The sequence below is a fragment of the Luedemannella flava genome (assembly GCF_039528515.1).
Classification (GTDB): Bacteria; Actinomycetota; Actinomycetes; order Mycobacteriales; family Micromonosporaceae; genus Luedemannella; species Luedemannella flava.
The window spans coordinates 21,106-41,876 of sequence record NZ_BAAALT010000111.1 but is presented as its reverse complement, the minus strand read 5'-3'; the positions used below and the strand labels follow the sequence as shown (position 1 = coordinate 41,876).

General features: G+C 73.1%; 22 protein-coding genes and 1 pseudogene. 15 read left to right on the top strand and 8 right to left on the bottom strand.

Annotation, left to right across the window (positions count from 1 at the left end; genetic code table 11):
* Positions 1 to 15 precede the first annotated feature (15 nt).
* Positions 16 to 603, top strand: coding sequence for a heme-binding beta-barrel domain-containing protein (locus ABD211_RS18850; RefSeq protein ID WP_344133251.1), 588 nt, complete (start codon positions 16 to 18; stop codon positions 601 to 603).
* Here the strand turns inward: ABD211_RS18850 and ABD211_RS18845 are convergent, their stop codons facing one another.
* Together ABD211_RS18845 and ABD211_RS18840 are read right to left on the bottom strand one after the other, a co-directional pair.
* On the bottom strand, positions 604 to 1,512 hold the full coding sequence (locus ABD211_RS18845) for a mechanosensitive ion channel family protein (RefSeq protein WP_425560460.1): 909 nt from the start codon (positions 1,510 to 1,512) through the stop codon (positions 604 to 606). It abuts the gene before it with no gap.
* A gap of 58 nt (positions 1,513 to 1,570) precedes the next feature.
* Complete coding sequence (locus ABD211_RS18840) at positions 1,571 to 2,449, bottom strand: aminotransferase class IV (RefSeq protein WP_344133245.1); 879 nt, start codon at positions 2,447 to 2,449, stop codon at positions 1,571 to 1,573.
* A 40-nt stretch (positions 2,450 to 2,489) separates the two neighbouring features.
* Between ABD211_RS18840 and ABD211_RS18835 the strand changes: the two genes are divergently transcribed.
* The 11 genes and pseudogenes from ABD211_RS18835 (at position 2,490) to ABD211_RS18785 (ending at position 10,942) form a co-directional block, all read left to right on the top strand.
* On the top strand, positions 2,490 to 2,915 hold the full coding sequence (locus tag ABD211_RS18835; RefSeq protein ID WP_344133242.1) for a Fur family transcriptional regulator: 426 nt from the start codon (positions 2,490 to 2,492) through the stop codon (positions 2,913 to 2,915).
* Entirely contained in the window at positions 2,915 to 3,988 is a 1,074-nt protein-coding gene (gene ygfZ / locus ABD211_RS18830; protein WP_344133429.1) for a CAF17-like 4Fe-4S cluster assembly/insertion protein YgfZ, read from the top strand. The genes ABD211_RS18835 and ygfZ overlap by 1 nt, the downstream gene beginning before the upstream one ends.
* 122 nt (positions 3,989 to 4,110) lie before the next feature.
* Positions 4,111 to 4,650: a hypothetical protein gene (locus ABD211_RS18825; protein WP_344133239.1), complete on the top strand. Its 540-nt coding sequence runs from the start codon at positions 4,111 to 4,113 to the stop codon at positions 4,648 to 4,650.
* A 2-nt stretch (positions 4,651 to 4,652) separates the two neighbouring features.
* On the top strand, positions 4,653 to 5,747 hold the full coding sequence (locus ABD211_RS18820) for a DUF4236 domain-containing protein (RefSeq protein WP_344133236.1): 1,095 nt from the start codon (positions 4,653 to 4,655) through the stop codon (positions 5,745 to 5,747).
* A gap of 25 nt (positions 5,748 to 5,772) precedes the next feature.
* Complete coding sequence (locus ABD211_RS18815) at positions 5,773 to 6,609, top strand: beta-keto acid cleavage family enzyme (RefSeq protein WP_344133233.1); 837 nt, start codon at positions 5,773 to 5,775, stop codon at positions 6,607 to 6,609.
* Between the two features lie 32 nt (positions 6,610 to 6,641).
* Complete coding sequence (locus tag ABD211_RS18810) at positions 6,642 to 7,613, top strand: asparaginase (RefSeq protein WP_344133230.1); 972 nt, start codon at positions 6,642 to 6,644, stop codon at positions 7,611 to 7,613.
* A 162-nt stretch (positions 7,614 to 7,775) separates the two neighbouring features.
* Positions 7,776 to 8,138: pseudogene (locus tag ABD211_RS18805) on the top strand (helix-turn-helix domain-containing protein); the annotation flags it as partial.
* 23 nt (positions 8,139 to 8,161) lie between these two features.
* Positions 8,162 to 8,803, top strand: a complete 642-nt coding sequence (locus ABD211_RS18800) for a hypothetical protein (protein WP_344133227.1) — start codon at positions 8,162 to 8,164, stop codon at positions 8,801 to 8,803.
* 181 nt (positions 8,804 to 8,984) lie between these two features.
* Positions 8,985 to 9,302: a DUF2516 family protein gene (locus ABD211_RS18795; protein WP_344133224.1), complete on the top strand. Its 318-nt coding sequence runs from the start codon at positions 8,985 to 8,987 to the stop codon at positions 9,300 to 9,302.
* Positions 9,303 to 9,304: 2 nt separating this feature from the next.
* Positions 9,305 to 10,195, top strand: coding sequence for an alpha/beta fold hydrolase (locus ABD211_RS18790; RefSeq protein ID WP_425560458.1), 891 nt, complete (start codon positions 9,305 to 9,307; stop codon positions 10,193 to 10,195).
* Between the two features lie 9 nt (positions 10,196 to 10,204).
* Complete coding sequence (locus ABD211_RS18785) at positions 10,205 to 10,942, top strand: alanyl-tRNA editing protein (protein WP_344133220.1); 738 nt, start codon at positions 10,205 to 10,207, stop codon at positions 10,940 to 10,942.
* Here ABD211_RS18785 and ABD211_RS18780 read toward each other — a convergent pair.
* The 3 genes from ABD211_RS18780 to ABD211_RS18770 are packed head-to-tail and all read right to left on the bottom strand — an operon-like array spanning position 10,939 to position 15,753.
* Entirely contained in the window at positions 10,939 to 14,043 is a 3,105-nt protein-coding gene (locus ABD211_RS18780) for a helicase HerA domain-containing protein (protein ID WP_344133217.1), read from the bottom strand. The genes ABD211_RS18785 and ABD211_RS18780 overlap by 4 nt on opposite strands.
* Positions 14,040 to 14,672 (bottom strand): hypothetical protein, encoded by a 633-nt coding sequence (locus ABD211_RS18775; protein ID WP_344133214.1) that lies wholly within the window; start codon positions 14,670 to 14,672, stop codon positions 14,040 to 14,042. Before ABD211_RS18775 ends, ABD211_RS18780 begins: the two co-directional genes overlap by 4 nt.
* Positions 14,662 to 15,753, bottom strand: coding sequence for an endonuclease domain-containing protein (locus ABD211_RS18770; RefSeq protein WP_344133211.1), 1,092 nt, complete (start codon positions 15,751 to 15,753; stop codon positions 14,662 to 14,664). Before ABD211_RS18770 ends, ABD211_RS18775 begins: the two co-directional genes overlap by 11 nt.
* Positions 15,754 to 15,862: 109 nt before the next feature.
* On the opposite strand from ABD211_RS18770, the gene ABD211_RS18765 reads away from it, so the two are divergent.
* The gene (locus tag ABD211_RS18765; RefSeq protein WP_425560457.1) at positions 15,863 to 16,678 is read left to right on the top strand and encodes an EI24 domain-containing protein; all 816 of its coding nucleotides are present in this window, start codon (positions 15,863 to 15,865) and stop codon (positions 16,676 to 16,678) included.
* Positions 16,679 to 16,685: 7 nt separating this feature from the next.
* On the top strand, positions 16,686 to 17,198 hold the full coding sequence (locus ABD211_RS18760) for an O-acetyl-ADP-ribose deacetylase (RefSeq protein ID WP_344133208.1): 513 nt from the start codon (positions 16,686 to 16,688) through the stop codon (positions 17,196 to 17,198).
* Between the two features lie 133 nt (positions 17,199 to 17,331).
* Here ABD211_RS18760 and ABD211_RS18755 read toward each other — a convergent pair whose 3' ends face one another.
* The gene (locus tag ABD211_RS18755; RefSeq protein ID WP_344133205.1) at positions 17,332 to 18,102 is read right to left on the bottom strand and encodes a maleylpyruvate isomerase family mycothiol-dependent enzyme; all 771 of its coding nucleotides are present in this window, start codon (positions 18,100 to 18,102) and stop codon (positions 17,332 to 17,334) included.
* Here ABD211_RS18755 and ABD211_RS18750 point away from each other — a divergent pair.
* On the top strand, positions 18,101 to 19,219 hold the full coding sequence (locus ABD211_RS18750) for a UDP-N-acetylmuramate dehydrogenase (RefSeq protein WP_425560456.1): 1,119 nt from the start codon (positions 18,101 to 18,103) through the stop codon (positions 19,217 to 19,219). The two genes, ABD211_RS18755 and ABD211_RS18750, sit on opposite strands and share 2 nt — an antisense overlap.
* Here the strand turns inward: ABD211_RS18750 and ABD211_RS18745 are convergent.
* Positions 19,203 to 19,994: a class I SAM-dependent methyltransferase gene (locus ABD211_RS18745; protein ID WP_344133199.1), complete on the bottom strand. Its 792-nt coding sequence runs from the start codon at positions 19,992 to 19,994 to the stop codon at positions 19,203 to 19,205. The genes ABD211_RS18750 and ABD211_RS18745 overlap by 17 nt on opposite strands.
* Positions 19,991 to 20,749, bottom strand: coding sequence for an SDR family oxidoreductase (locus ABD211_RS18740; RefSeq protein ID WP_344133196.1), 759 nt, complete (start codon positions 20,747 to 20,749; stop codon positions 19,991 to 19,993). The genes ABD211_RS18745 and ABD211_RS18740 overlap by 4 nt, the downstream gene beginning before the upstream one ends.
* Positions 20,750 to 20,771 lie beyond the last annotated feature (22 nt).

Below are 20,771 nucleotides of genomic sequence, written 5' to 3'. Positions count from 1 at the left end.
GAAGGCGCTTCGGAAATGGCAGGGGGCCGTCCGCTTTGGCTGGACGCACCCGTGCCGGAGGCGTACCCCTATGAGGAGACGCACGACCTGCGGGTGGGGCCGGACCTGCACCCGGCGCTGCTCGGGTTGCTGCCGTTCGTCGGCGTGTGGCGCGGGCGCGGCGCGGGGGAGTACCCGACGATCGAGTCGTTCGAGTACGCCCAGGAGATCCGGATCAGTCACGACGGCCGGCCGTTCCTGAGCTACGAGTCGCGCTCGTGGCTCGTGTCGCCGGAGGACGGCACGCCGATCCGGCCGGCGGCCCGGGAGGTCGGCTGGTGGCGTCCGATCATGGGGGAGAACGGTCGGGCCACGGACGAGTTCGAGGCGCTGATGTGCACCCCCACCGGCATCATGGAGCTGCACATCGGCAAGATCACTAATGTGCGGATCGAGATGGCCACCGACGCCGTCGTGCGTACGTCGACCGCCAAGGAGGTCACGGCCGGCAAGCGGATCTACGGCATCGTCGACCGCGACCTGCTGTACGCGCAGGACATGGCGGCCGTCGGCCAGCCGCTGACGTCCCACCTGGCCGCGAGACTGACCCGCGTCGCGGGCTGATCAGCCGCCCTGCGGGGGCGGGGTGCCGGGCGGGCGGGCGCCGGGGGGGATGATCTGCGTGTCGTGCGGGTCGGAGCCGCCGTACGCGGGCGGGATGTTGTTCGCGGCCTGGGCGCCGTAGGCGTTCGGCGTGCCGTAGACGGTGCTCCCGCCGCCGTAGGCGGGCTGGCTGAAGCCGCCCGGGGGCTTGCGCATCCGGTCCGCCTCGGCCGCCCGGTTGGTGCGCACCTGCTCGCCGGCCGTCGCGGTCTCCGACTCGGCCCGCGTGAGCATGCGCTCCCAGCGCCCCTGCATCGGCTTGATCATGCCGCCGCCCACGCCCACGACGAGGATGCCGCCGACGGTCGCGAGCACCGCGATGAGGACGGGCATGGTCACCGAGGTGCCGATGCCGACCTGGTTGAGGGCCGCGATCAGGCCGAGCGCGATGATGCCGACCTGGGCGGCCGTGCCCAGTGCCCGGCCGTAGCTGAGCCCGTGCAGGGCGCGGGTGATCACGTCCTTCACGGCGCCCGCGATGGCGGCGGCCACCACCACGATGAGGATCGCGATGAAGAGCTGCGGCAGCCAGGCGACGATGTCGTTGATCAGGTCCGTGACCGGGTTCTGGCCGAACACCCCGAGCGCGAGCTGCAGCGTGACGAGCAGCAGGGCGTACTGCAGGATCCTGGCAGTGAGGTCGCTGGCGCTCCAGCCGCCCATGACCCGGCGTAGCCCGCCCCGGTCCACGGCGCGGTCGAGGCCGACCCGGGTCAGCATGGTGCTCGCCCACCGGTAGAGCCAGCGGGCCACGAACCAGCCGACCGCCATGATGGCGAGGAAGATCAACATTTTGACAACGACCATGATTGCGTCGCCGAAGAAGTCGGTCAGCTCGTCGCCGATGCTCGCCGCGAACGTCACCGTCATCACCTCCGCTGCGGCCCGTCCTCAGGGCAGCATAAACGGACGTAATGGTCTTTAGCTATTAAGACGGGAACCCTAGAACATTCCGGATATCGTCCGTGACCTGCGGGGACGTCTTCAGCGGCGTCCCGTCGAGGGTGCGGATGGCCGCGACGCCCCGCACCGACGAGGTCAGCCAGGCGCCGTCCGAGTCGATCACCTCGGCCGGGGTCACCAGCCGCTCGGCGGCGTCCCAGCCCAGCTCGCCGGCGTGATCGAGCAGCCAGCGTGCCGTGGTGCCGGCCAGGATGCCGGTCGCCTCGGCCGGGACGGACCACAGGGTGCCGCCCTCGAGCCAGACCAGCGTGGACGTGGGGGCCTCCAGGGCGTACCCGTCGGTGGAGGTCCACAGCACGTCGTCGGCGCCGGACGCGGTGGCCCAGCGCAGGCACGCCATGTTCACGGCGTACGACAGGGTCTTGGCCCCGCCGAGCAGCCAGGGGGCGCTGCCGCGCAGGTCCGCCGGGAAGCCCTGGGTGGCCGTGAGCACGGCGACGCCCTCGCGGCGGGCCTTCCGGATCGACGCCGCCACCGGCCCGACCGTGGCGAAGACCGTCACCGCGGAGCCGGACTCGGCGCCGCGCGTGCAGATCAGGCGCAGTGTGCCCTCGTGCTGTGCCGGCCAGGCCGCGACGGCCTGGCGCGCCAGCTCGCGCAGCTCGGCCTCGGGCGGCAGGGCCAGCTGCAGCCGGGCCGCCGACCCGGCCATCCGGGCCAGGTGCTCGTCCAGCAACCACGGCGCGCCGGCCCGGACGTGAAGGGTTTCGAAGATGCCGTCGCCGCGCAGCGCGCCGAGATCGTCGGCGCGCAGGATCGGGGCGTCGGGGGCCACCACGCCCTCGCCGAGCACGGCGACGACGTGGACCTCCGCGGGCGGGGCGAGGGTCGTTTGTTCGAGCACGATTCGCAAGCATAGGGCGGCCCCGACATAGGATCGACAGATGCCGTCGCCCACGCTCGCCGAGACGCTCCGCTCCCGTGGCCTGCGCCTCACCGCCCAGCGCCAGCTGGTTCTCGAAGCGGTGTACGCGCTCGGCCACGCCACCCCGGACCAGATCCACGCGGAGGTCGCCAGGACGGCCGCGGGTGTGAACATCACCACGGTCTACCGGACGCTGGAGCTGCTCGAGGAGCTCGGCCTCGTCACCCACGCGCACCTCACCCACGGCGCCCCCACCTACCACGGCGTCGGCCCTGACCAGCACCTCCACCTCGTCTGCCGGTCCTGCGAGGGCGTCACGGAGATCGCGCCCGAGGTGCTCGCGCCCCTCGTCGACCAGCTGCGCGCCGAGCGCGGCTTCGCGATCGACGTCGGTCACGTGGCATTCTTCGGACGGTGCGCGTCCTGCGGAGGTGACGACCAGTGATCACGACGGTTCTTGTGGAGGACCTCGATCCCGCCAGCGTCGACGCGGGTGTCGCCGCCCACTACGGCGACCCGGCGCGCGAACAGCGCCTGCTCGCCGAGTCCGTCGGGCTCGTCGACCGGGGCAACCGGGGCGTCGTCACGGTCACCGGCCCGGACCGGCTCGGCTGGCTGCACAGCATCACCACCCAGCACGTCGCCGCGCTCGCCCCGCTGACCGGCACCGAGCTGCTCGTCCTGTCCCCGCACGGGCACGTCGAGCACCACGCGGGCGTCCTCGACGACGGCACCACCACCTGGCTGGACACCGAGCCGGGCCGCGCGCCCGCGCTGCTCGAGTTCCTTTCGCGCATGCGCTTCCTCATGCGGGTAGAACCCGCCGACGTCACCGCCGACTGGGCGATACTGTCCCTGGTCGGGCCGGACACGACGCGGGTGCTGTCCGCGCTCGGTGTCGGGCCGCTAGCCGCGCCAGACGTTGTCGCGGTGCCAGGCCCGAAGTTCGCCGCCGGGTCCGTGCCGGCCCGATCCACCTCCGAGTACGCCACGGCGGCGCTGCCCGCCGGCGGTTTCGCGCGCCGCATGCCGTACGGCGCGGATCTCATCGTGCCGCGTGCCTCGGTGTCGTCGCTGACGTCTTCGTTGGACGTGCCGCCCGCCGGGCTGTGGGCGTTCGAGGCGCTGCGCGTCGCCGCGGGGCGGCCCCGGCTCGGGTTCGACACCGACCACAAGACGCTGCCCGCCGAGATCGGCTGGCTTGCCGCCGCCGTGCACCTGGAGAAGGGCTGCTACCGGGGCCAGGAGACGGTCGCCCGGGTGCACAACCTGGGCCGCCCGCCCCGCCGTCTCGTCCTGCTGCACCTGGACGGCATCACCACCGACTCCCCGCCCGCCCCCGGGACCCCGGTCGTCTCCGCCGAGGGCCGCCCCGTCGGCGTGACCGGCACCGCCGTCCGCCACCACGAGCTGGGCCTGGTCGCCCTCGCGCTGGTCAAGCAGAACGTCGCCGCGGATGCGCGGCTCCAGGTCGGCGACTCGGCGGCCGCCATCGACCCGGAGCCCTTCGGGTCCTGAACGGTCCAGCGATCGCGTTCGATCTGTACCCTTTGTGAGATTCTAAGCTTAAGCCTGTTATTGGCCTGTCCTGCCTCGTAGCTTGGGTGGCCGTTCCCCTCTGTCACCCCCGGAGGCATGTCATGGCCCAGCCGCCCGCGCCCTATCCCACCGCGCCCCAGTCACCCCCACCCGTGACCGTCAAGCGCCCGTCGTCCGCCAAGATCGCGGGCATCGTCATCGGCGGAGTGGCCGCCCTGTGCGTACTGTGCCTGGGTATCGGCGGTGTCATGGGCCTGGTCGATAACAGCGGGCAGGCCACTGACAGTAGGCCGAAGGCCGCCGCGTTGGGCGCTGAGCGGACGTCCGCGCCGGCTACCACGGCGCCGGTGACCACCGCGGCTGCCTCAACGACGCCCGCGAAGCCGACGGCGCCGAAGACGACCGCGCCGCGCACCACGAAAGCGTCCCCGAAGCCGAAGGCCTCGCCGACAACGAAGAAGACGACGGCGCCGGCCAACTGCAACCCCAACTACAGCCCGTGCGTGCCGAACGATCCCGTGGACGTTGACTGCGCCGGTGGCAGCGGAAACGGTCCGTCGTACGTCCAGGGTCCGGTGCGGGTCATCGGCGATGACGTCTACGACCTCGACCGTGACGGCGACGGCATCGCCTGCGACTGACCGTGGGACTCGGGTTCAGTTTCCGGGTCGCGCCGGGCGTGCGGGTACGGGCGTCCAGCCGGGGGATCGGCGCCAGCTTCGGGCCGCGCGCGGCGCGGGTGCACGTTGGACCGCGCGGCGCCGCGTTCTCCACGGGCGTGGGGCCGGTGAGCTACTACGCGCCGCTGACCGGCGGGCGTCGCGGCGGCTCGTCCGTCGCCGCCCAGCAACGGCAGGTGGCCGCCGCGCAGCGGGCCTACGCGGTCCAGCAGAAGGAGGCCGAGGCCCGCCAGCTCGCGGCCGTCTTCCAGGCACTGTTCGACCTGCACCGACAGCCGTTCCCCGCCGCTGTCGCGCCCGTCGCGCCGGAGCCGGCCCCGCCCGACCGGGCCGCGATCCTGGACCGGCACCTGGCCGAGCGGCTGCGCGGCATCCGGCCGTGGCAGTTCGCCGCGCGGTCGGCGGCGCACGTTCAGGCGGCGGCAGCGGCCGACCGGGAGGTGGCGGCGGGCATCGCTCACCTCACGGCGGAGCGGGCGCGCTGGCAGGAGAGCCTCAACCGGTGGTGGGCCGACCTGCTGCGCAACGACCCGCCCACGGTACTCGAAGCGCTGGAGCGGGTCTTCGCGGACAACGAGGCGCCCGCCGCGGCGGTGGGCGTCGACGGCGACGAGGTGTCGCTGGTGGTGCTCGCCCCTGGTGCCGGCCTCGTTCCCGAGCGTTATCCGGATACGACCCCCACCGGCCGGTTGACGCTGCGGAAGCTCTCCGCGACCGACCGGGCGTCGCTGCATCAGGGCCTCGTCTTCGGTCACGTGCTGGTGACCGTGAAGGAGGCGTTCGCGACCGCGCCGGCGTTGCGCTCGGCGCGCGTGGCCGTCGTCCGTACCAGTGAAGCGCGGAGCACCGAGTGCCTGATGGCGGGGCGGTTCGCCCGGGCCGACCTCGACCGGGTCGACTGGCAGACGGCGGACGCCCACGCGATCGTCCGCGACGCGGCGACCGAGGTCCTCGTGAACCCGCGTGGCCGCACCCGAGAGCTGGCGCCGCTGGACCTCGGGACGCACCCCGAACTGGCGGCGCTGGTGGCGGCGGTCGACCTGGCGGCTGACCCGTAGGTCAGCCCGTGCGACGATCGCCGGCATGAGTACCGGGACCCTGATCACCGTGGCTCCGACGGGGGCGGAGGTGGCGAAGGCGGACGTGCCGGCGCTGCCGGTGACGTTGGATGAGCTGGTGGCCACCGCCAAGGAGTGCGAGGCGGTCGGGGCCGCGGTCATCCACGTGCACGTCCGGGGCGCCGACGCTAAGCCGACCCTGGACCCGGGGCTCCTGCGCGACACCGTGACCGCGCTGCGCGAGCAGACCGGGCTGATCGTGCAGCTGTCCACGGGCGGGGCGGTCACCGACCCGGAGTCGGATCGCCTGCGCGTGCTGGAGGCGGAGCCGGAGATGGGCTCGCTGACCATGGGTACGGTCAACTTCGGCGACGACGTGTTCATGAACCGGCCCGCGTTCATCGTCGAGCTGCACCAGCGGATGCGGGACGCCGGCGTCGTGCCGGAGTACGAAATCTTCGACCTGGGGCAGCTCACCTCGCTGGCCCGGCTGCTCGACAGGCACGGGCTGCCGTACGGCGGGCACGTGCACGTCGACTTCGTCATGGGCGTGCCGGGCGGGATGCCGGGCACGACCGAGGCGCTCGTCGCGTGCGCCAGCGCGGTGCGCGACCTGCCGGCCGGCACGACCTTCGCGGCCACCGGCATCGGGCGGACCACACTGCCCGTGCTGCTCGCGTCGCTGAGCGCCGGCGGGCACCTGCGGGTCGGCATGGAGGACACCGTCACGTACGCCAAGGGCCAGCCGGTCGAGAGCAACGCGCAGCTCGTGGCGCGCGCGGCCGGGTTCGCGCGGCTCGCGCAGCGCCCGCCACTTTCGCCTGACCAGGCGCGGGAGCTGCTGGGCGTGCCGGCGCGGTGAGGCCCGTCCGGTGATCTTTACGGGGTAACGTCGTGGCCGTGTACTCCGGTGGTGAGCTGCTCGCCGAGGTGGTCCGGTCGGGCTTCGCCGAGGGTCGGCACCTCGGTTCCGTGGCGGTTCTCGGTCCTGACGGCGTGCTCGTCGCGTCGGCCGGGGACCCGCACGGCGCGATCTTCCCGCGCTCGTCCAACAAGCCGATGCAGGCCGTCGGCATGCTCCGGGCGGGCCTGCGGCTGACCGATCCGGGCGACCTCGCGCTGGTCGCCGCTAGCCACTTCGGCGAGGGCCGGCACATCGAGCGGGTCCGGGCCATGCTGCGTACCGGCGGGCTGTCGCCGCTCACCGACCTGCGCTGCCCGCCGGAGCTGCCGCTGGGCGAGGACGCCCGGGCGGACGTGCTGCGCGCCGGGGACGGCCCGCAGCGCGTGTTCATGAACTGCTCGGGCAAGCACGCCGGCATGCTGCTGACCTGCCTGGTCGCCGGCTGGCCGACGGACGACTACCGGGCGCCGGGTCACCCGCTGCAGGTGGTGCTGCGGGACACGGTCGCCGAGTTGGCCGGCGAGGAGCCGGCGGCGACGGGCGTGGACGGCTGCGGCGCCCCGGTGCTGGCCCTGTCGCTGACCGCGCTGGCCGGGGCGTTCCTGCGGCTCGTGTCGGCGCCGGCCGGCACCGCCGAGCGGACCGTGGCCGACGCCATGCGGGCGCACCCGGAACTCGTCTCGGGGACCGGCGCGGAGGACGCCCGGCTCATGCGCGGCGTGCCCGGGCTGCTGTCGAAGGGCGGCGCCGAGGGCGTGCTGGCCATGGCCGTCCCGGGCGTCGGCGCGGTGGCCATCAAGATCGACGATGGCGCGCAGCGGGCGCGGATGCCGGTGGCGACGGCGGCGCTGCGGCGGCTGGGCGTGGCGGCGAGCGCCTTCGAGGACGTGGCGCCCGTGCCGCTGCTCGGCGGCGGCGTCCCCGTGGGCGCGGTCCGCGCGGCGGGCTGGGCCGCGGGCTAGCCACCTGGGCTGCGGCGTTTGGCGCCGTAGCGCTGTTATGCGGGCCGGGATTCCGGTCCTACGGCGCCATAGCACCAAGATCCAACGCTGTGGGAAACCTCACGCTAGCCGTTGCTAGCGATTTGCTTGCAAGAGTTAGCACCGGCTCGTAGCGTTGGACCCGTGAGCGATCCCCGGGACATCCCCCGCGACATCGGAGGGTTCATCCGCGACCTGCGCCAGACCGCGCGCATCTCGCTGCGTGAGCTCGCCGACCGCGCGGGTGTGTCCAACCCGTACCTGAGCCAGATCGAGCGCGGGCTGCGCAAGCCGTCCGCGGAGGTGCTGGGCCAGATCGCGAGTGCTCTGCGGGTCTCCACCCCGCTGATGTACCTGCGGGCCGGTCTGCTCAACGAGAAGGACGGTCAGGGCGTGCTCGCCGCCATCGCGGCGGACGACGACCTGACCTTGGCGCAGAAGCAGTCGCTGACGCAGATCTACGAGACGTTCCGTCGGGAGAACGCGCGGGCGGCGCAGGACGCCGCTGATAACACGGAGGTAGAGAAGACATGAGCACCAAGTCGAAGCTTCCCGGCCCGGTCTACGCGGCCGCCGGCGCCGGCGAGTACGCCTACCAGCAGCTGACCGGGCTGACCGAGCGGATCACCGCCGAGCTGCCCGGCAGGGTCAGCCAGCTGCGCGCCGAGGCCCCCGGCCGGGTCGAGCAGCTGCGCACCGACATCCCCGCGAAGGTCGCCGAGCTGCGGGCCGAGCTGCCCGGCAAGGTCGACCAGCTGCGCGAGCAGGTCCCGGTGAAGGTCGCCGAGTGGCGTACGGACTTCCCGGCGAAGGTCGCCGAGCTGCGCGCCGTGGCGCCCGCCAAGGTGGCCGAGCTGCGGGCCGAGCTGCCCGGCGCGGTGAGCAACCTCCTCGCCGAGGCGGTGTCCCAGTACGCCAAGTTCGTCGCCCGCGGCGAGCGGGTGGTGGCCGGCGGCAGCGCGCCGAAGGCGGAGCGGCCCAAGGTCGACCCGGCCGCGGCGGCCGCCTTCGAGCAGCCCGACCCGGCGTCGGACACCGTGCTCATGGCCGAGCCGGTCGTCACCGAGCAGCCGGCCGCCAAGGTGCGCACCACCCCCAAGGTGAAGCCCGCCTCCACCAAGCCGGCGTCGACGAAGCCGGCCGCCACCAAGCGGCCCCGTTCCGGTGCCTGATCCCGAGCAGCGGTCCTCGGTGAGGGCTGAAGGCGCCCAGGCCGACACCGGCGCCTGACAACCTGACGACGGCGGCCGGTCCCGGGACTTCCGGGGCCGGCCGCCGTCGTGACAGGCGAATCGAGCAGGGCGTACGTCCCGCGCGGGGCCACCAGGGGAATGGATGGCTAAGCTGACAGCCATGGCGGCCGTACCGATCTTTTATTACGACGTCCGGTTGGTGATCGAATGGGTCATCTTCCTGGTCACGGCGGTGCTGGAACTCGTGGCGTTCGTGCATTGCCTGTTCCAGCGCAAGGACGCGTTCGCGGTGGTCGGTTCGATCCCCAAGTGGGGTTGGCTGCTCATCCTCGGCGGGTCGCTGTTCGTCACGGTCGTCATCGGCGCCTCCACGGTGGGCATCCTCAGCTTCCTGGCCCTGACCGCCACGGCGTTCTACCTGCTTGATGTGCGGATCGGCCTGCGCGACGTGTCGGGCGGGTCCGGCCGCTGGCGCTGAGCATGGGTGCCCGCGACTTCCGCTGGCCGCCTCCACCGGGAGGGGCACCCGAGCGTTTCGCCCCGCGCAGCCGGGCCGAGCCCGGCCGCCCGCTGCGGCCGCTGGCCGCGCCGACCCAGCTCGTCGACGTCGCTGGCGTGTCCCTGGAGTGCCTCACCGCCGGCACCGGCGACCCCGTCACCGTCTTCGCCCACGGGTTCGCGGGCGGCATCGCCGACACCCGCCCGTACGGCAGCGCGGTCGGCGGCACCAAGGTGTTCTTCCAGTTCCGGGGGCACGGCCGCTCCGCCGCGCCGCCCGGCCCGTGGAGCTACGCCGACCTCGCCGGCGACCTGCGGGGCGTCGCCGACCGGTTCGGCGCCCGCCGCGCCCTGGGCGTGAGCCTCGGCGCGGCCGCCCTCGCCCAGCTGCTCACCCGGACCCCCGACCGGTTCGACCGCGTGGTCTTCGTGATCCCGGCCGTGCTGGACGAGCCGCGCTCGACGCACGCCGCCGACCGTTCCCGCGCGCTGCTGGAGGCGGTCAACGACGGCGACCAGGCGACGGCCAGCGACCTGCTCGCGCAGGACATCCCCACGTCCGTGCGCGACTCGCCGGCCGCCTGGCAGTACCTGCGCGACCGTCTCGACCAGCTGTTCCGCGACGGGCTCGCGCCGTCCCTCGTCGACCTGACCGATCAGCCGGCCCTGCCGGACCGGGCGCTGCTGAGGGCCGTCACCGCCCGCGCCCTGGTCATCGGGTGCGTCGGCGACCGCACGCACCCGGCGCGGGTCGCGGAGGCGCTGGCCGCCGCGCTGCCCGACGCGCAGCTGCACATCTACCCGCGCCCGGCGTTGCTCTGGAGCCAGCGGGCCGACCTGCGCCAGCGCGTGGCAGGGTTCCTCAACGACTAGGGTGACCGCATGGGTGTCACGCATCACGGCCGTACTCACCGTCTTGACCTGGCGGATCCGACGCTGCGCGAGTGGGACTGCACCGTGCTGTGGTCCGATCCCGAGGGTGGGATCGTGCTCGACCGGTCGGCGTTCTACCCGGGCGGCGGCGGGCAGCCGCCGGACCACGGCGTGCTGTTGTGGGAGGGCGTGCAGACCCGCATCGTCGGCACCCGCAAGGGCGACGACCTCTACCTGCTGCCGGCGCCCGGCGACCCGCTGCCGCCGGCCGGCACCAAGGTCGCCGGCGCTCTCGACGACACCCGGCGCAGCCTGCTCATGCGCACCCACTCCGGCCTGCACGTCCTGTGCGGCGTCGTGTTCCGGGACTTCGGGGCGCTCGTCACCGGCGGCAACATGGAGCCCGGCGAGGCCCGCATGGACTTCAACCTTCCCGAGGTGCCGGCCGACTTCAAGGCCCGCCTGGAGGACCTGGTCAACGCCGAGGTCGCCGCGAACCGCCGGGTCGAGGTGAAGGTCCTCGGCCGCGACGAGGCCCTCGCGCTGCCCGACATCATCCGTACCCAGTCCAACCTGATCCCCGCCGACGAGCAGGAGATCCGCATCGTCGACATCGTGGGGCTGGACGTGCAGGCCGACGGCGGCACGCACGTGGCGGCCACCGGGCAGGTCGGCAAGGTCACGGTGCTCAAGGTCGAGAGCAAGGGCAAAGCAAACCGTCGGGTACGGGTGAAGCTCGGCGACTAGCGCCTCGTCCGGTCGATGACCTCCTCCGGGCTCAGCGGGGACTTCGGGTGGTGCGTCAGGCACAGCGGCGTACGCACCTTGACGAACGAGAAACCCTCGCCGGCCGCGTAGAACTGGCCGCTGCGCAGGATCCCGATGTCGGGCACCCGGCCGTTCTTCGTAGCGGCCAGCTCCTTCGCGGCGTCGATCTGGGCCGGCGCGTTCAGCAGCCCGAAGAACTGCGTCGTCGCGTTGCCGGAGATCTGGTTGTGCAGGCCCTTCGGCGCCTGGGTGGCGAACACCAGCCCCAGCCCGTACTTGCGGGCCTGCGAGGCCAGCGCGATCGAGCTGGCCGTGCACGGGGTGCTGCCGCTCGACGGGGCGAGGGTCTGCGCCTCGTCCATGACGAACAGGCCACCGAGCGGGCGGTCGCCGGCCGGGTTGCGTTTGATCCAGGCGAACAGCGCCATCTGCAGCTGGTTGACGAAGCTCTGCCGCTGCTCGTCCGAGCTGAGCCCGACAAAACTGATCACCGAGACCCGGGCCCGTCTGCCGGGGCGGGGCGTGAGCAGCACGCCCGGGTCGACGGCCGTGCCGGTGCCGCCGAAGAGCGGGTCGTTCATCATGGCGGCCTTGAGCGTCTCGCCCGCGTCGTGCGCCAGCTTGGTGCCCTTCGCGAACGAGGTGAGCTCCTCGGGCAGGTCGCTGAGCAGGTCGGCGAAGCCGCGTAGGCCCGTGTGACCCCGTCGGGCGTACCAGAGAAGTGCCTCTTTGACGACCGCCCGGCCCTGCACCTGCGCCTTCGCGGAACCGTCCACTCTGGCACGCGGCGCGAGCGCGGCCACGGCCGCGTCGATCGCGGCGTCGAACTCGTCCGGGTCGTTCAGCAGCGGCCCGAAGTCCGGCAGCGGCTGGAACGTCAGCGGCCGGCCGGCGCTGACCCGGGGCGTCCAGACCACCACCTCGGTGTTGTCCAGGTAGTCCCGCGCCCGCGCCGCGTCCCCGGCGCCCCACCCGTCGGGGGCCTCGGGCCACGCGTCGCCCAGCCGGGCGAGGTCGTTGTTGGGGTCCAGCACGATCGAGGAGACGCCCTGCCGCGCACATTCCTCGACGAGGCGCCGGATCAGCACGGTCTTGCCCGATCCGGAGCCCGCGAAGATCACCGTATGCCGGCGCAGCGACTCCAGGTTCACCTGGAACGGCGCGTCCCCGTCGATGGCCCGCCCCAGCCCGATCGACGACCCGTCGGTGGGTTGTTCATCGATGGTCGTCGGGTCGGGGTCGTCCAGCTCCCTCGGCTCGGGTGATCCCTCGCCGAGGACGTCACTGAGGAGCCGGGTGCGGCTCGCGTGGCGGCGTTCGACCAGCCACTCCGCCAGGCCGGACATCGGCTTGGCGCACAGGTCGCGCAGCGCCGCGAACACCTTGAGGTCGGCCTCGTCGATGGTCTTCTCGATGCCGCCGGCCGCCCGGAACGCCTCGATGATCTCGGTCGTCCGCGGTCCCTTGGGCCACGGCTCGTTGCGCAGCAGCACCAGCCGCCGCTGCGGGATGTTCACGTCGATCCCGGACATCGTGCACGCCGCCTTCACGCGGCTGATCACCGCGACGGCCATCGGGCTCGCGACGGCCCGGAACGCGCAGTGCGCCTCGTTCTCGGTCGCCTCGTCGAGCACCTCCACCAACCGACCGTGCAGCGCCGGTTTCGCGCTGGGCAACGGATCCGTCTTGTACGTCGTCCCCGACGGCGCCTGCTCCTGGATCCACACGGACAGCCCGGCGGCCAGCAGCGCCGGCATCTCGGAGTCCTCGCTCCGATGATCCAACGCGGCCCGCACGTCCGCCTCCGCCACCAGCTCGCCGAACCGCCGGTCCAGCGCCTCGAAGTGGGCCGCCAGGCCCTCCTTGGGCCGCTCCGGCACCTGCTCGGGCTGCTCCGGCGACTCCTCGCTCAGGCGGGTCAGCTCGACCACGGTGTCGGTGGCGAGGCAGTGCGCGACGTGCCGGTCGACCCGGCGTAGCAGACCGCGTGGGCTGTACTCGACGGCGTCCGCGAACGCCTCGGGAAGGATCGGCCAGGTGTCGTACCGGGCGGCGAACCGCTCCTCGGCGAACCGGGCGCGGAACCGCTTCGCGATCAGCTCCAGCCCGATCTCGGGGGTCGGGATACGGTCCTCCAGTTGCACCTCCCGGAACCGCTCCAGGACCGGGATCGGCGCGTACCTCTTCAGCAGCACCAGGACCTCGGGCAGCACGGACAGCACGGTGAGCGTCCGGCGCGTCGTCTCCCGCAGCGCGAGCAGGCCGTCGGCGATCGGCGTGACCGTGGCGGCGACGTCGTCTCCCGTACCCCGGTCGAACGCGGCCGTGCGGGACTGCGAGATGAGCGTGTCGATCTGGTCGACGGCCATGACCGTCGGCGCGCCGGTGAGCGCGAGCAGGCGCGACACGTCCTGCACGATCTCCTGCGGCCCGCGGGCGAGCTGGCTCAGCCCCCACGCCGCGCGGTCCCCGGCCTCGCCGACGACCGAGTACATGTGGGCCTGGCCGATGTCCTGCAGGGCGTAGTCGGTCGAACCGAGCAGCACCAGGGCGCGCGCGGTGTCCTGATAGTCCTGCGCCTCGGTGCCGGCGTGGTCGCGCAGAGCCCGTACGAAGTGGTCGAGATGTTCCCGGGTCAGCGGGGCGCGCGCCGCCACGGCGTCGCGCACCTCGACGGGCAGCCCGAGCTGCGCCGTCACGCGGGCGAGGAAGGTGCGCAGCTGGGTGCCCCAGCCGATCGCGTCCCGCTGCAGCCCGTTGAACACGCCGCCGACGACGTTCTCCCAGAACGTCCTGCTGCTGATCGCTTGTACCAGGAAGAAGTAGCCGCCGTCGCGTTGGATCGTCTCCCGGACGGCACCCAGCAGGTGGGTCTTGCCCGAGCCGGCCCGGCCCTCGACAACGACGCCCATGGGGCTCAGCTCGTCGCGTCGCGCCGCCCTGACGCCGCTGAGGATCTGCCGTACGACGCGCTCGTGCAGTTCCGGCACGTTGAACGGCGAGGGCTTCCACAGGTCGTCCGGTGTCGGCGCGACGTTGAACTGCAGCGCGGCGAGAGCGTCGAACTCGTCCGGCGTCATGCCGCGCCGATCGAGATCATGTGGTTGTCCTCACCGCCCAGCCGCAGCGCGGCGGCCCGGTCCCGGTTGTCGAGCGACTTGCTGTTGGCGGTCGGGATGATCCGCACGCCGGGCACCCGGGCCATCGCGCGCAGCGCGGCGTCCACGTCCTCGCGATCGAGCTGCGGCACGGCCGCACGCAGGTCGGCGAGACCCACCCACTCGCCGGGCTTGCTGGCCAGGTTCTGGTAGGCGCTCCGGAGCTGGGACTCCGCGTCGACCGGGGCGGCTCCGGTGGCGGATCCGGCGAAGAAGTCGGCGTAGCTGATGCCGCGCCGGTCGAGCGCCCGGTCCAGGCCCCCGAGAACGGTGAACAGCGACCGGATGGCCGAGCCGCCGGCCTTCGGCGGGGCCACGGTGTGCAGCTCGCGGACGACCCGCCAGCCCTTCTCGGTCAGCTGGTGCGAGAACGGCCGGTGGCTCCGGTTCGTCTCGACCAGGCCCGCCTTGACCAGTTTGGTGTTCTGCGCGCCGGTGAGCGCGAACCCGGCGAGTGCCTTGAGCTCGTTGTTGGTGAGCTCGCGGGCCTCGACCATCAGGACGACGAGCGCGAGGATCTCGTTGGGGGTCAGCGTCGGTTCACTGGTCATGGTGCCTCTTCTCCGTTGTGCGCCGTTGGTGGAGCAGTGTCTCGATGTCGAACAGGACCCGACCGAGGTCGGTGTGGACGCGCTCGTTGCCGAAGCGCAGCACGTGCAGGCCGTCGATGGTGAGGGCGTTGTCCCGGCGGCGGTCGTTGGCGAACAGCACCGGGCGGCGGTGCTCCGGACCGTCCACCTCGACCACCACCCCCTCCGCGGGCCAGTAGACGTCCAGCCGGTACACCTCGGAGAGGAGCGTGCTCTCGTGCCGGTGGTTCCAGCGGCGCCCCGTGGCCCATTCGTGGCGTTCGAGGGCCCGCTCCAGCAGCCACTCGGTGTCGCTGTGCGGCAGCCCGGACAGCGGAGGGTAGCCGAGAACCGGCTCGTCCGGAACAGGGTCGGGACGCGGGTCCGCGGCCGTGGCCGCCGCGTCGGCCGCCAACTGGATCAGACGCGCCGGGAGCGTGATCGTCACCGCGCTGACCCGGTCGACCGTGCCGAGCGGGGCGCCGGCCAGCCAGACGGACAGGCGGCCGTGGTCGGCGAGCCATTCGGCGGCCGCGACCAGGGCACGCTCATCCTCTGTGGACAGCCCGTCCGGGACGTCGATCAGCAGCGCCGCGGTCGGGCGGTCGTAGGCGCGGGCGATCGCCCGGACGACCCCTGCCGCCCGTACCTCGGCGGGAAACCGGGACCCACCACCCGGCCGGCGGCGGAGCGACCGCTCCGCCAGGTCGGCGAGGAACGGGCCGAAGTCGGCCGCGCGGGCGGCGAGGTCCGCGGCCAACGCGCGGACCGCGGCCACCCCCCGGCCCTGCGGGCCGGCCAACCGGTCCGCGCCGGGCAGCCAGGCGGGGAACAGGGCCACCGCGACCCGGTCCAGCTCCGCCAGGAGTACGGCCACCTGGTCGCCGAGCGGGCCCGTCGCGGAGGGGCGGAAGCGCAGGACGGCCGGGGCGCCGGCGGGCAACGGGTCCAGCGCGATGGCCAGCAGGTCGGGGTCGACGCCGGTCAGGTGGGCGACCCGGTGCGCGGGCAGCGTCGACCACCACGCCGGGGCGGGCGCGGCCGTTTCCACCCCCTGTGCCATGGACCGCAACGCTACGTGGTGGCGTCGATTGATCGCAGTCCGTCGTTCGCCGGAGGGGCCGGCTGTCCGGGCGGTCGAAACTTCGTAGCCACCCGTTACGATCCGCCTCATGAGCGCAGTTGAGGTCGCCCCTTCGGCGGAGGACCGGTCGTCGCCCGTGAGCGTCGGCAAGGACTTCCTGGCCGGCGTCATGTTCCTGCTGCGCGGCCTGAAGATGTACGCGCGCTCGCCCAGACTCATGCTGCTCGGGCTGATCCCGGCGTTCATCTCACTGGTGCTGCTCGTCGCGACGCTCGTGACGCTGGCGTACTTCGTCTCCGACCTGGCCGAGCTGGTCACCTGGTTCGCGGACGACTGGTCGTCCGGGTGGCGGCAGGCGATCCGCATCGCCGCGGGCGTGGCCATCATGGGCGGGGCGGTGCTGCTGAGCTTTGTGGGGTTCACGGCGCTGACGCTCGTGATCGGGGAGCCGTTCTACGAGGCGATCTCCAAGAACGTGGAGGACCGGCTCGGCGGGCTGCCCGGCGAGGTCGACATCCCGTTCTGGCGGACGCTGCCCCGCAGCATCGCCGACTCGCTGCAGTTGCTGCTGCTCACCGCCCTGTTCGGCATCCCGCTGTTCTTCGCCGGCTTCATCCCCGTTGTCGGCGAGACCGTGGTGCCCGTGATCGGGGCGCTCGTCGGCGGCTGGTTCCTGTCGCACGAGCTGATCGGGGTGCCGTTCGAGCGGCGCGGGCTGCGCATGCGCGACCGGCGCCGGATGCTCAGGCAGCGCCGGGCGCTGGCCACCGGGTTCGGGGCGGCCACGTTCGCGTGCTTCCTCATCCCGTTCGGCGCGGTGCTCATCATGCCGGCGGCCGTGGCCGGGGCGACGCTCATGACCCGCCACCTGTTCGGCATGTCCGACCGTCTCAACGGGCAATGATGTGCGCATGCACATCGAACTGGTCGAAGGCGACATCACCACGCAGCGCGTCGACGCGATCGTGAACGCGGCCAACTCGTCACTGCTGGGCGGCGGCGGGGTGGACGGCGCGATCCACCGCAAGGGCGGCCCGGCGATCCTGGAGGAGTGCCGCGCGCTCCGCGCGTCCCGGTACGGCGGCGGGCTGCCGACCGGGCGCGCCGTGGCCACGACAGCCGGCAACCTGCCCGCCCGCTGGGTGATCCACACGGTCGGCCCGGTCTACCGGGAGGCCGAGGATCTGAGCGGCGTGCTCCGCGCCTGCTACACCAGTTCGCTGGCCGTGGCCGACGAGCTGGGCGCGACCTCGGTCGCGTTCCCGCTGATCTCGGCGGGCGTGTACGGCTGGCCGCCCGACGACGCGATCTTCCAGGCCCTCACCGCGCTGCGCGATGCGACGACCCAGGTGGAGTCGGCGCGCCTGGTGCTGTTCGGCGAGCACCTCTACACGCTGGCCAAGGAGATCGCCACCCGCGGCTGACCCTGTCCACAGGCCGCCGGGTCGTCCACAGATCTCGCGGTGGCGCCGCCGCGCCCACTAGCCGTCGGTCCCGGACGGGCCGTGGCGAGTAAGGGTCGCTATGTGGTCCAAAATCGCCACAGCCCGGGGTGAGCTACGCGACGTGGAGGGTCGTGAGGAGGGTGTCGTCGCCGGCGGTGTCCAGGACGTCCCAGTTCAGGCGGCCCCAGAGGGCCAACGCCACGTCGCTGGCGTTGCCGGACGCGGCGGCACGGGCCGGGTGGCTGTCGTCGTCCAGCAGCGTGTTCGTGTCCAGCAGGGCGATGCCGGCGCCGCGCAGCCGGACGTACCACTCCTGGCCCAGGTCGGCGGCGACCAGGTGCACCAGGCCGTGGACATCCGGCGTTTCCCTGCGGCGGCCGGCGGGCAGCCAGGTGTCGAGGACCTCGGCGATGGTGTCGCCGGCCAGTTTGGTCTCGATGGGCTCGGTCAGCCCGACGGACAGCTGGGCGTCCCAGCGGTGGATGGCCGTCTCGTGGGCCATCCGGCGGTGCCAGAAACCGGCCTTCCTGGCCTGCGGTGCCCAGTTCCAGGCGGGCAGGTCGGGATCGAGGTTGTCCAGGAAGGCGAGGATCAGCCCCAGTTGCTCGTCGAACCAGCCCAGCACCGTCGGGTCGTCGGCCTCCGGGACCTCCGGACCGATCTCGCGGGGGTGCGGCTTGTCGGTCGTGCCTCGCCCGGCGGTGGCGCTGACCCACTGGTAGATCGAGCCGACGTGGCGGATCAGCTCACCCATGGTCCAGCCCGGACAGCTGGGGACCTGGTTGCCCAGGACGCCCTCGTTGCCCGCGGCGGCGCGCAGCGCCGTGGCGTCGCTACGTAGGGCGGCCAGCCACGCGTCCTTGGTCAACTGGGTCCGGCTCATGGCACCCCTTCCGGTCCGCGGAGCACCCACCACTAGCGGAGGCAACCCCCAGCCTAGGGTGAACGTCGTGCACGAGATTACCCACGCCGCGTTACAGCAATTCACGACGCTCCGTCTCGGGGGCGTCGCCCATCGCGTGATCCCGGCCGCCAGCGCGGACGAGATCGTCGAGGCGGTGAAGCAGGTCGATCGCCGGGGCGAGTCCATGCTGCTCCTCGGCGGCGGGAGCAACGTGGTGGTCTCGGACGACGGCTTCGACGGTACCGTGGTGCTGCTCCGGTCCGCGGGGATTACGGCCGACGGCGACAGCATCACCGTCGAGGCGGGCCACACCTGGGACGACGTGGTCGCCTACGCGGTCGCGAACGGGCTGGCCGGCATCGAGTGCCTGGCCGGCATCCCCGGCGCGGCGGGCGCCACCCCCGTGCAGAACGTCGGCGCGTACGGGCAGGAGGTCGCGGAGACCATCACCAGTGTCCGCGTCTACGACCGGGCGCACGACAAGATCGCCGAACTCAAGCCCCTCGCGTGCGGGTTCGGCTACCGGACCAGCCGGTTCAAGCACAACGAGCGGTACGTCGTGCTGGCGGTGACGTTCCGGCTGACCCGGTCGGACGAGTCGACCCCGGTGCGCTACGCCGAGCTGGCCCGGGCCCTGGACGTGCCCGTCGGCGGCCGGGCGCCGCTGGCGAAGGTGCGCGAGACCGTGCTCGGCCTGCGCGCCCGCAAGGGGATGGTGCTCGATCCCGCCGATCCCGACACGTACTCGGTGGGGTCCTTCTTCACCAACCCGGTGCTGGAGGGCGCCGCCTACGCCGAGCTGCAGCGCCGCGCCGACCAGGCGGGCGGCGCCGCGCCGCCGGCCTGGCCCGGCCAGGCCGGCGAGGTGAAGGTCAGCGCCGCGTGGCTCATCGAGCACGCGGGCTTCCACAAGGGGTACGCCGGCGACCATAAGGGGGTCGCGCTGTCGGGCAAGCACACGCTGGCGCTGACCAACCGGGGTGACGGCAGCACGGCCGCCCTGCTCGGCCTGGCCCGGGAGATCCGCGACGGGGTACGCGCACGGTTCGGCGTGCGCCTCGAACCCGAGCCCGTGCTGGTCAACTGCCGCCTGTAGGCACCGGCCAGGGCAGCGACAGCTCGCCCAGCCGCCAGCGCCGCGGCTCGTGGACGATCGGCCAGCCCGCCGCGCGGGTCGCGGCCACGGCCGCGGCGAACCGGCCCCGCGGGCCGAAGGTGGCGTACGGCGCGGCGGCCAGCCACGCGTCGTCGAGCGCGGTCAGCAGCGCGTGGATCGGCTCGCCCGGCACGTTGCGGTGGATCAGCGCCTTGGGCAGCCGTTCGGCGAAGGCGGCGGGCCGGGGGAGGGTCGCCAGCCGGGCGGCGAGCGTCAACTGGGTCGTTGACGCGGCCGCGGTCACGGTGAGCCACGCTCCCAGCCGGCCCAGCTCGTCGCACGTCCCGTCGACCAGCACGCCCCCGGGTGCGAGGTGGCGTCCCACCGTCGCCCAGGCGCCGGCGACGGCCGGCTCGTCGTACTGCCGGAGGACGTTGAGCGCCCGGACGATCACCGGACGCAGCCCGGCCAGCTCGAACCCGCCCCGCCGGAACTCCAGCCAGGGCGGGTCGGCGGCCGGCGCGGCAGCCGCGACCCGGGCGGGATCGATCTCCACGCCGACGACCCGGACGTCCGGCCGGACGCGGGCCAGCCGGGCCCGCAGCTCGACGGCCGTCGTCGGGGTCGCGCCGTAGCCCAGGTCCACGACCAGCGGGTCGACCGCGGCCCGCAGCAGCGGCCCGTACGCGTGGACGAGCCAGTTGTCGACGCGCCGCAGCCGGTTCGGGTTGGTCGTCCCCCGGGTGATCTCGCCGATGGGGCGGCGGGGGGTCACGACGTGACCCGGTGCACCTTGTGCTGGGCGGCCTGGGCGAGCGGGCGGACCACCAGCCGGTCGACGTTGACGTGGTGCGGGCGGGTGGCCACCCAGGCGACGCAGTCGGCGATGTCGTCCGCGACCAGCGGCTCGGCGACGCCCGCGTAGACGGCGGCGGCCCGTTCGGCGTCCCCGTCGAACCGCTTGAGCGCGAACTCGTCGGTGCGGACCATGCCCGGGTCGATCTCGATGACCCGCACCGGGCGCCCGCACAGCTCCAGCCGCAGCGTCTCGGCGAGCGCGGTCTGGGCGTGCTTGGCGGCCGCGTACCCGCCGCCGCCCTCGTAGACGATCAGGCCGGCGGTGGAGCTGAGGACGACGATCGTGCCGGCGCCGGAGGCGACGAGCGCCGGCAGCAGCGCCTTGGTGACCCGCAGCGTGCCGAGCACGTTGACGTCGAACATCGCCTGCCAGTCCGCGACCGAGCCGGCCTCCACGTAGTCGGCACCCAGCGCCCCGCCCGCGTTGTTGACCAGCAGGGTCACCCGGCCGTCGAGCGCGGCCACCGCCGAGCCGAGCGCGGCCACGGACCCGTCCGAGGTCACGTCGCAGACGACCGCGGTGGCGTCGAGCTCCGCGGCCAGTCTGGCCAGCCGGTCGGCCCGACGGGCGGCGAGTACGACGTGAAAGCCCTCCTTCGCGAGGCGTCGGGCGGTCGCCTCACCGATCCCACTGGACGCACCGGTCACGACGGCGATATCGCGTACTCCCATGGCTGTTCATCGTGCCAGAGCG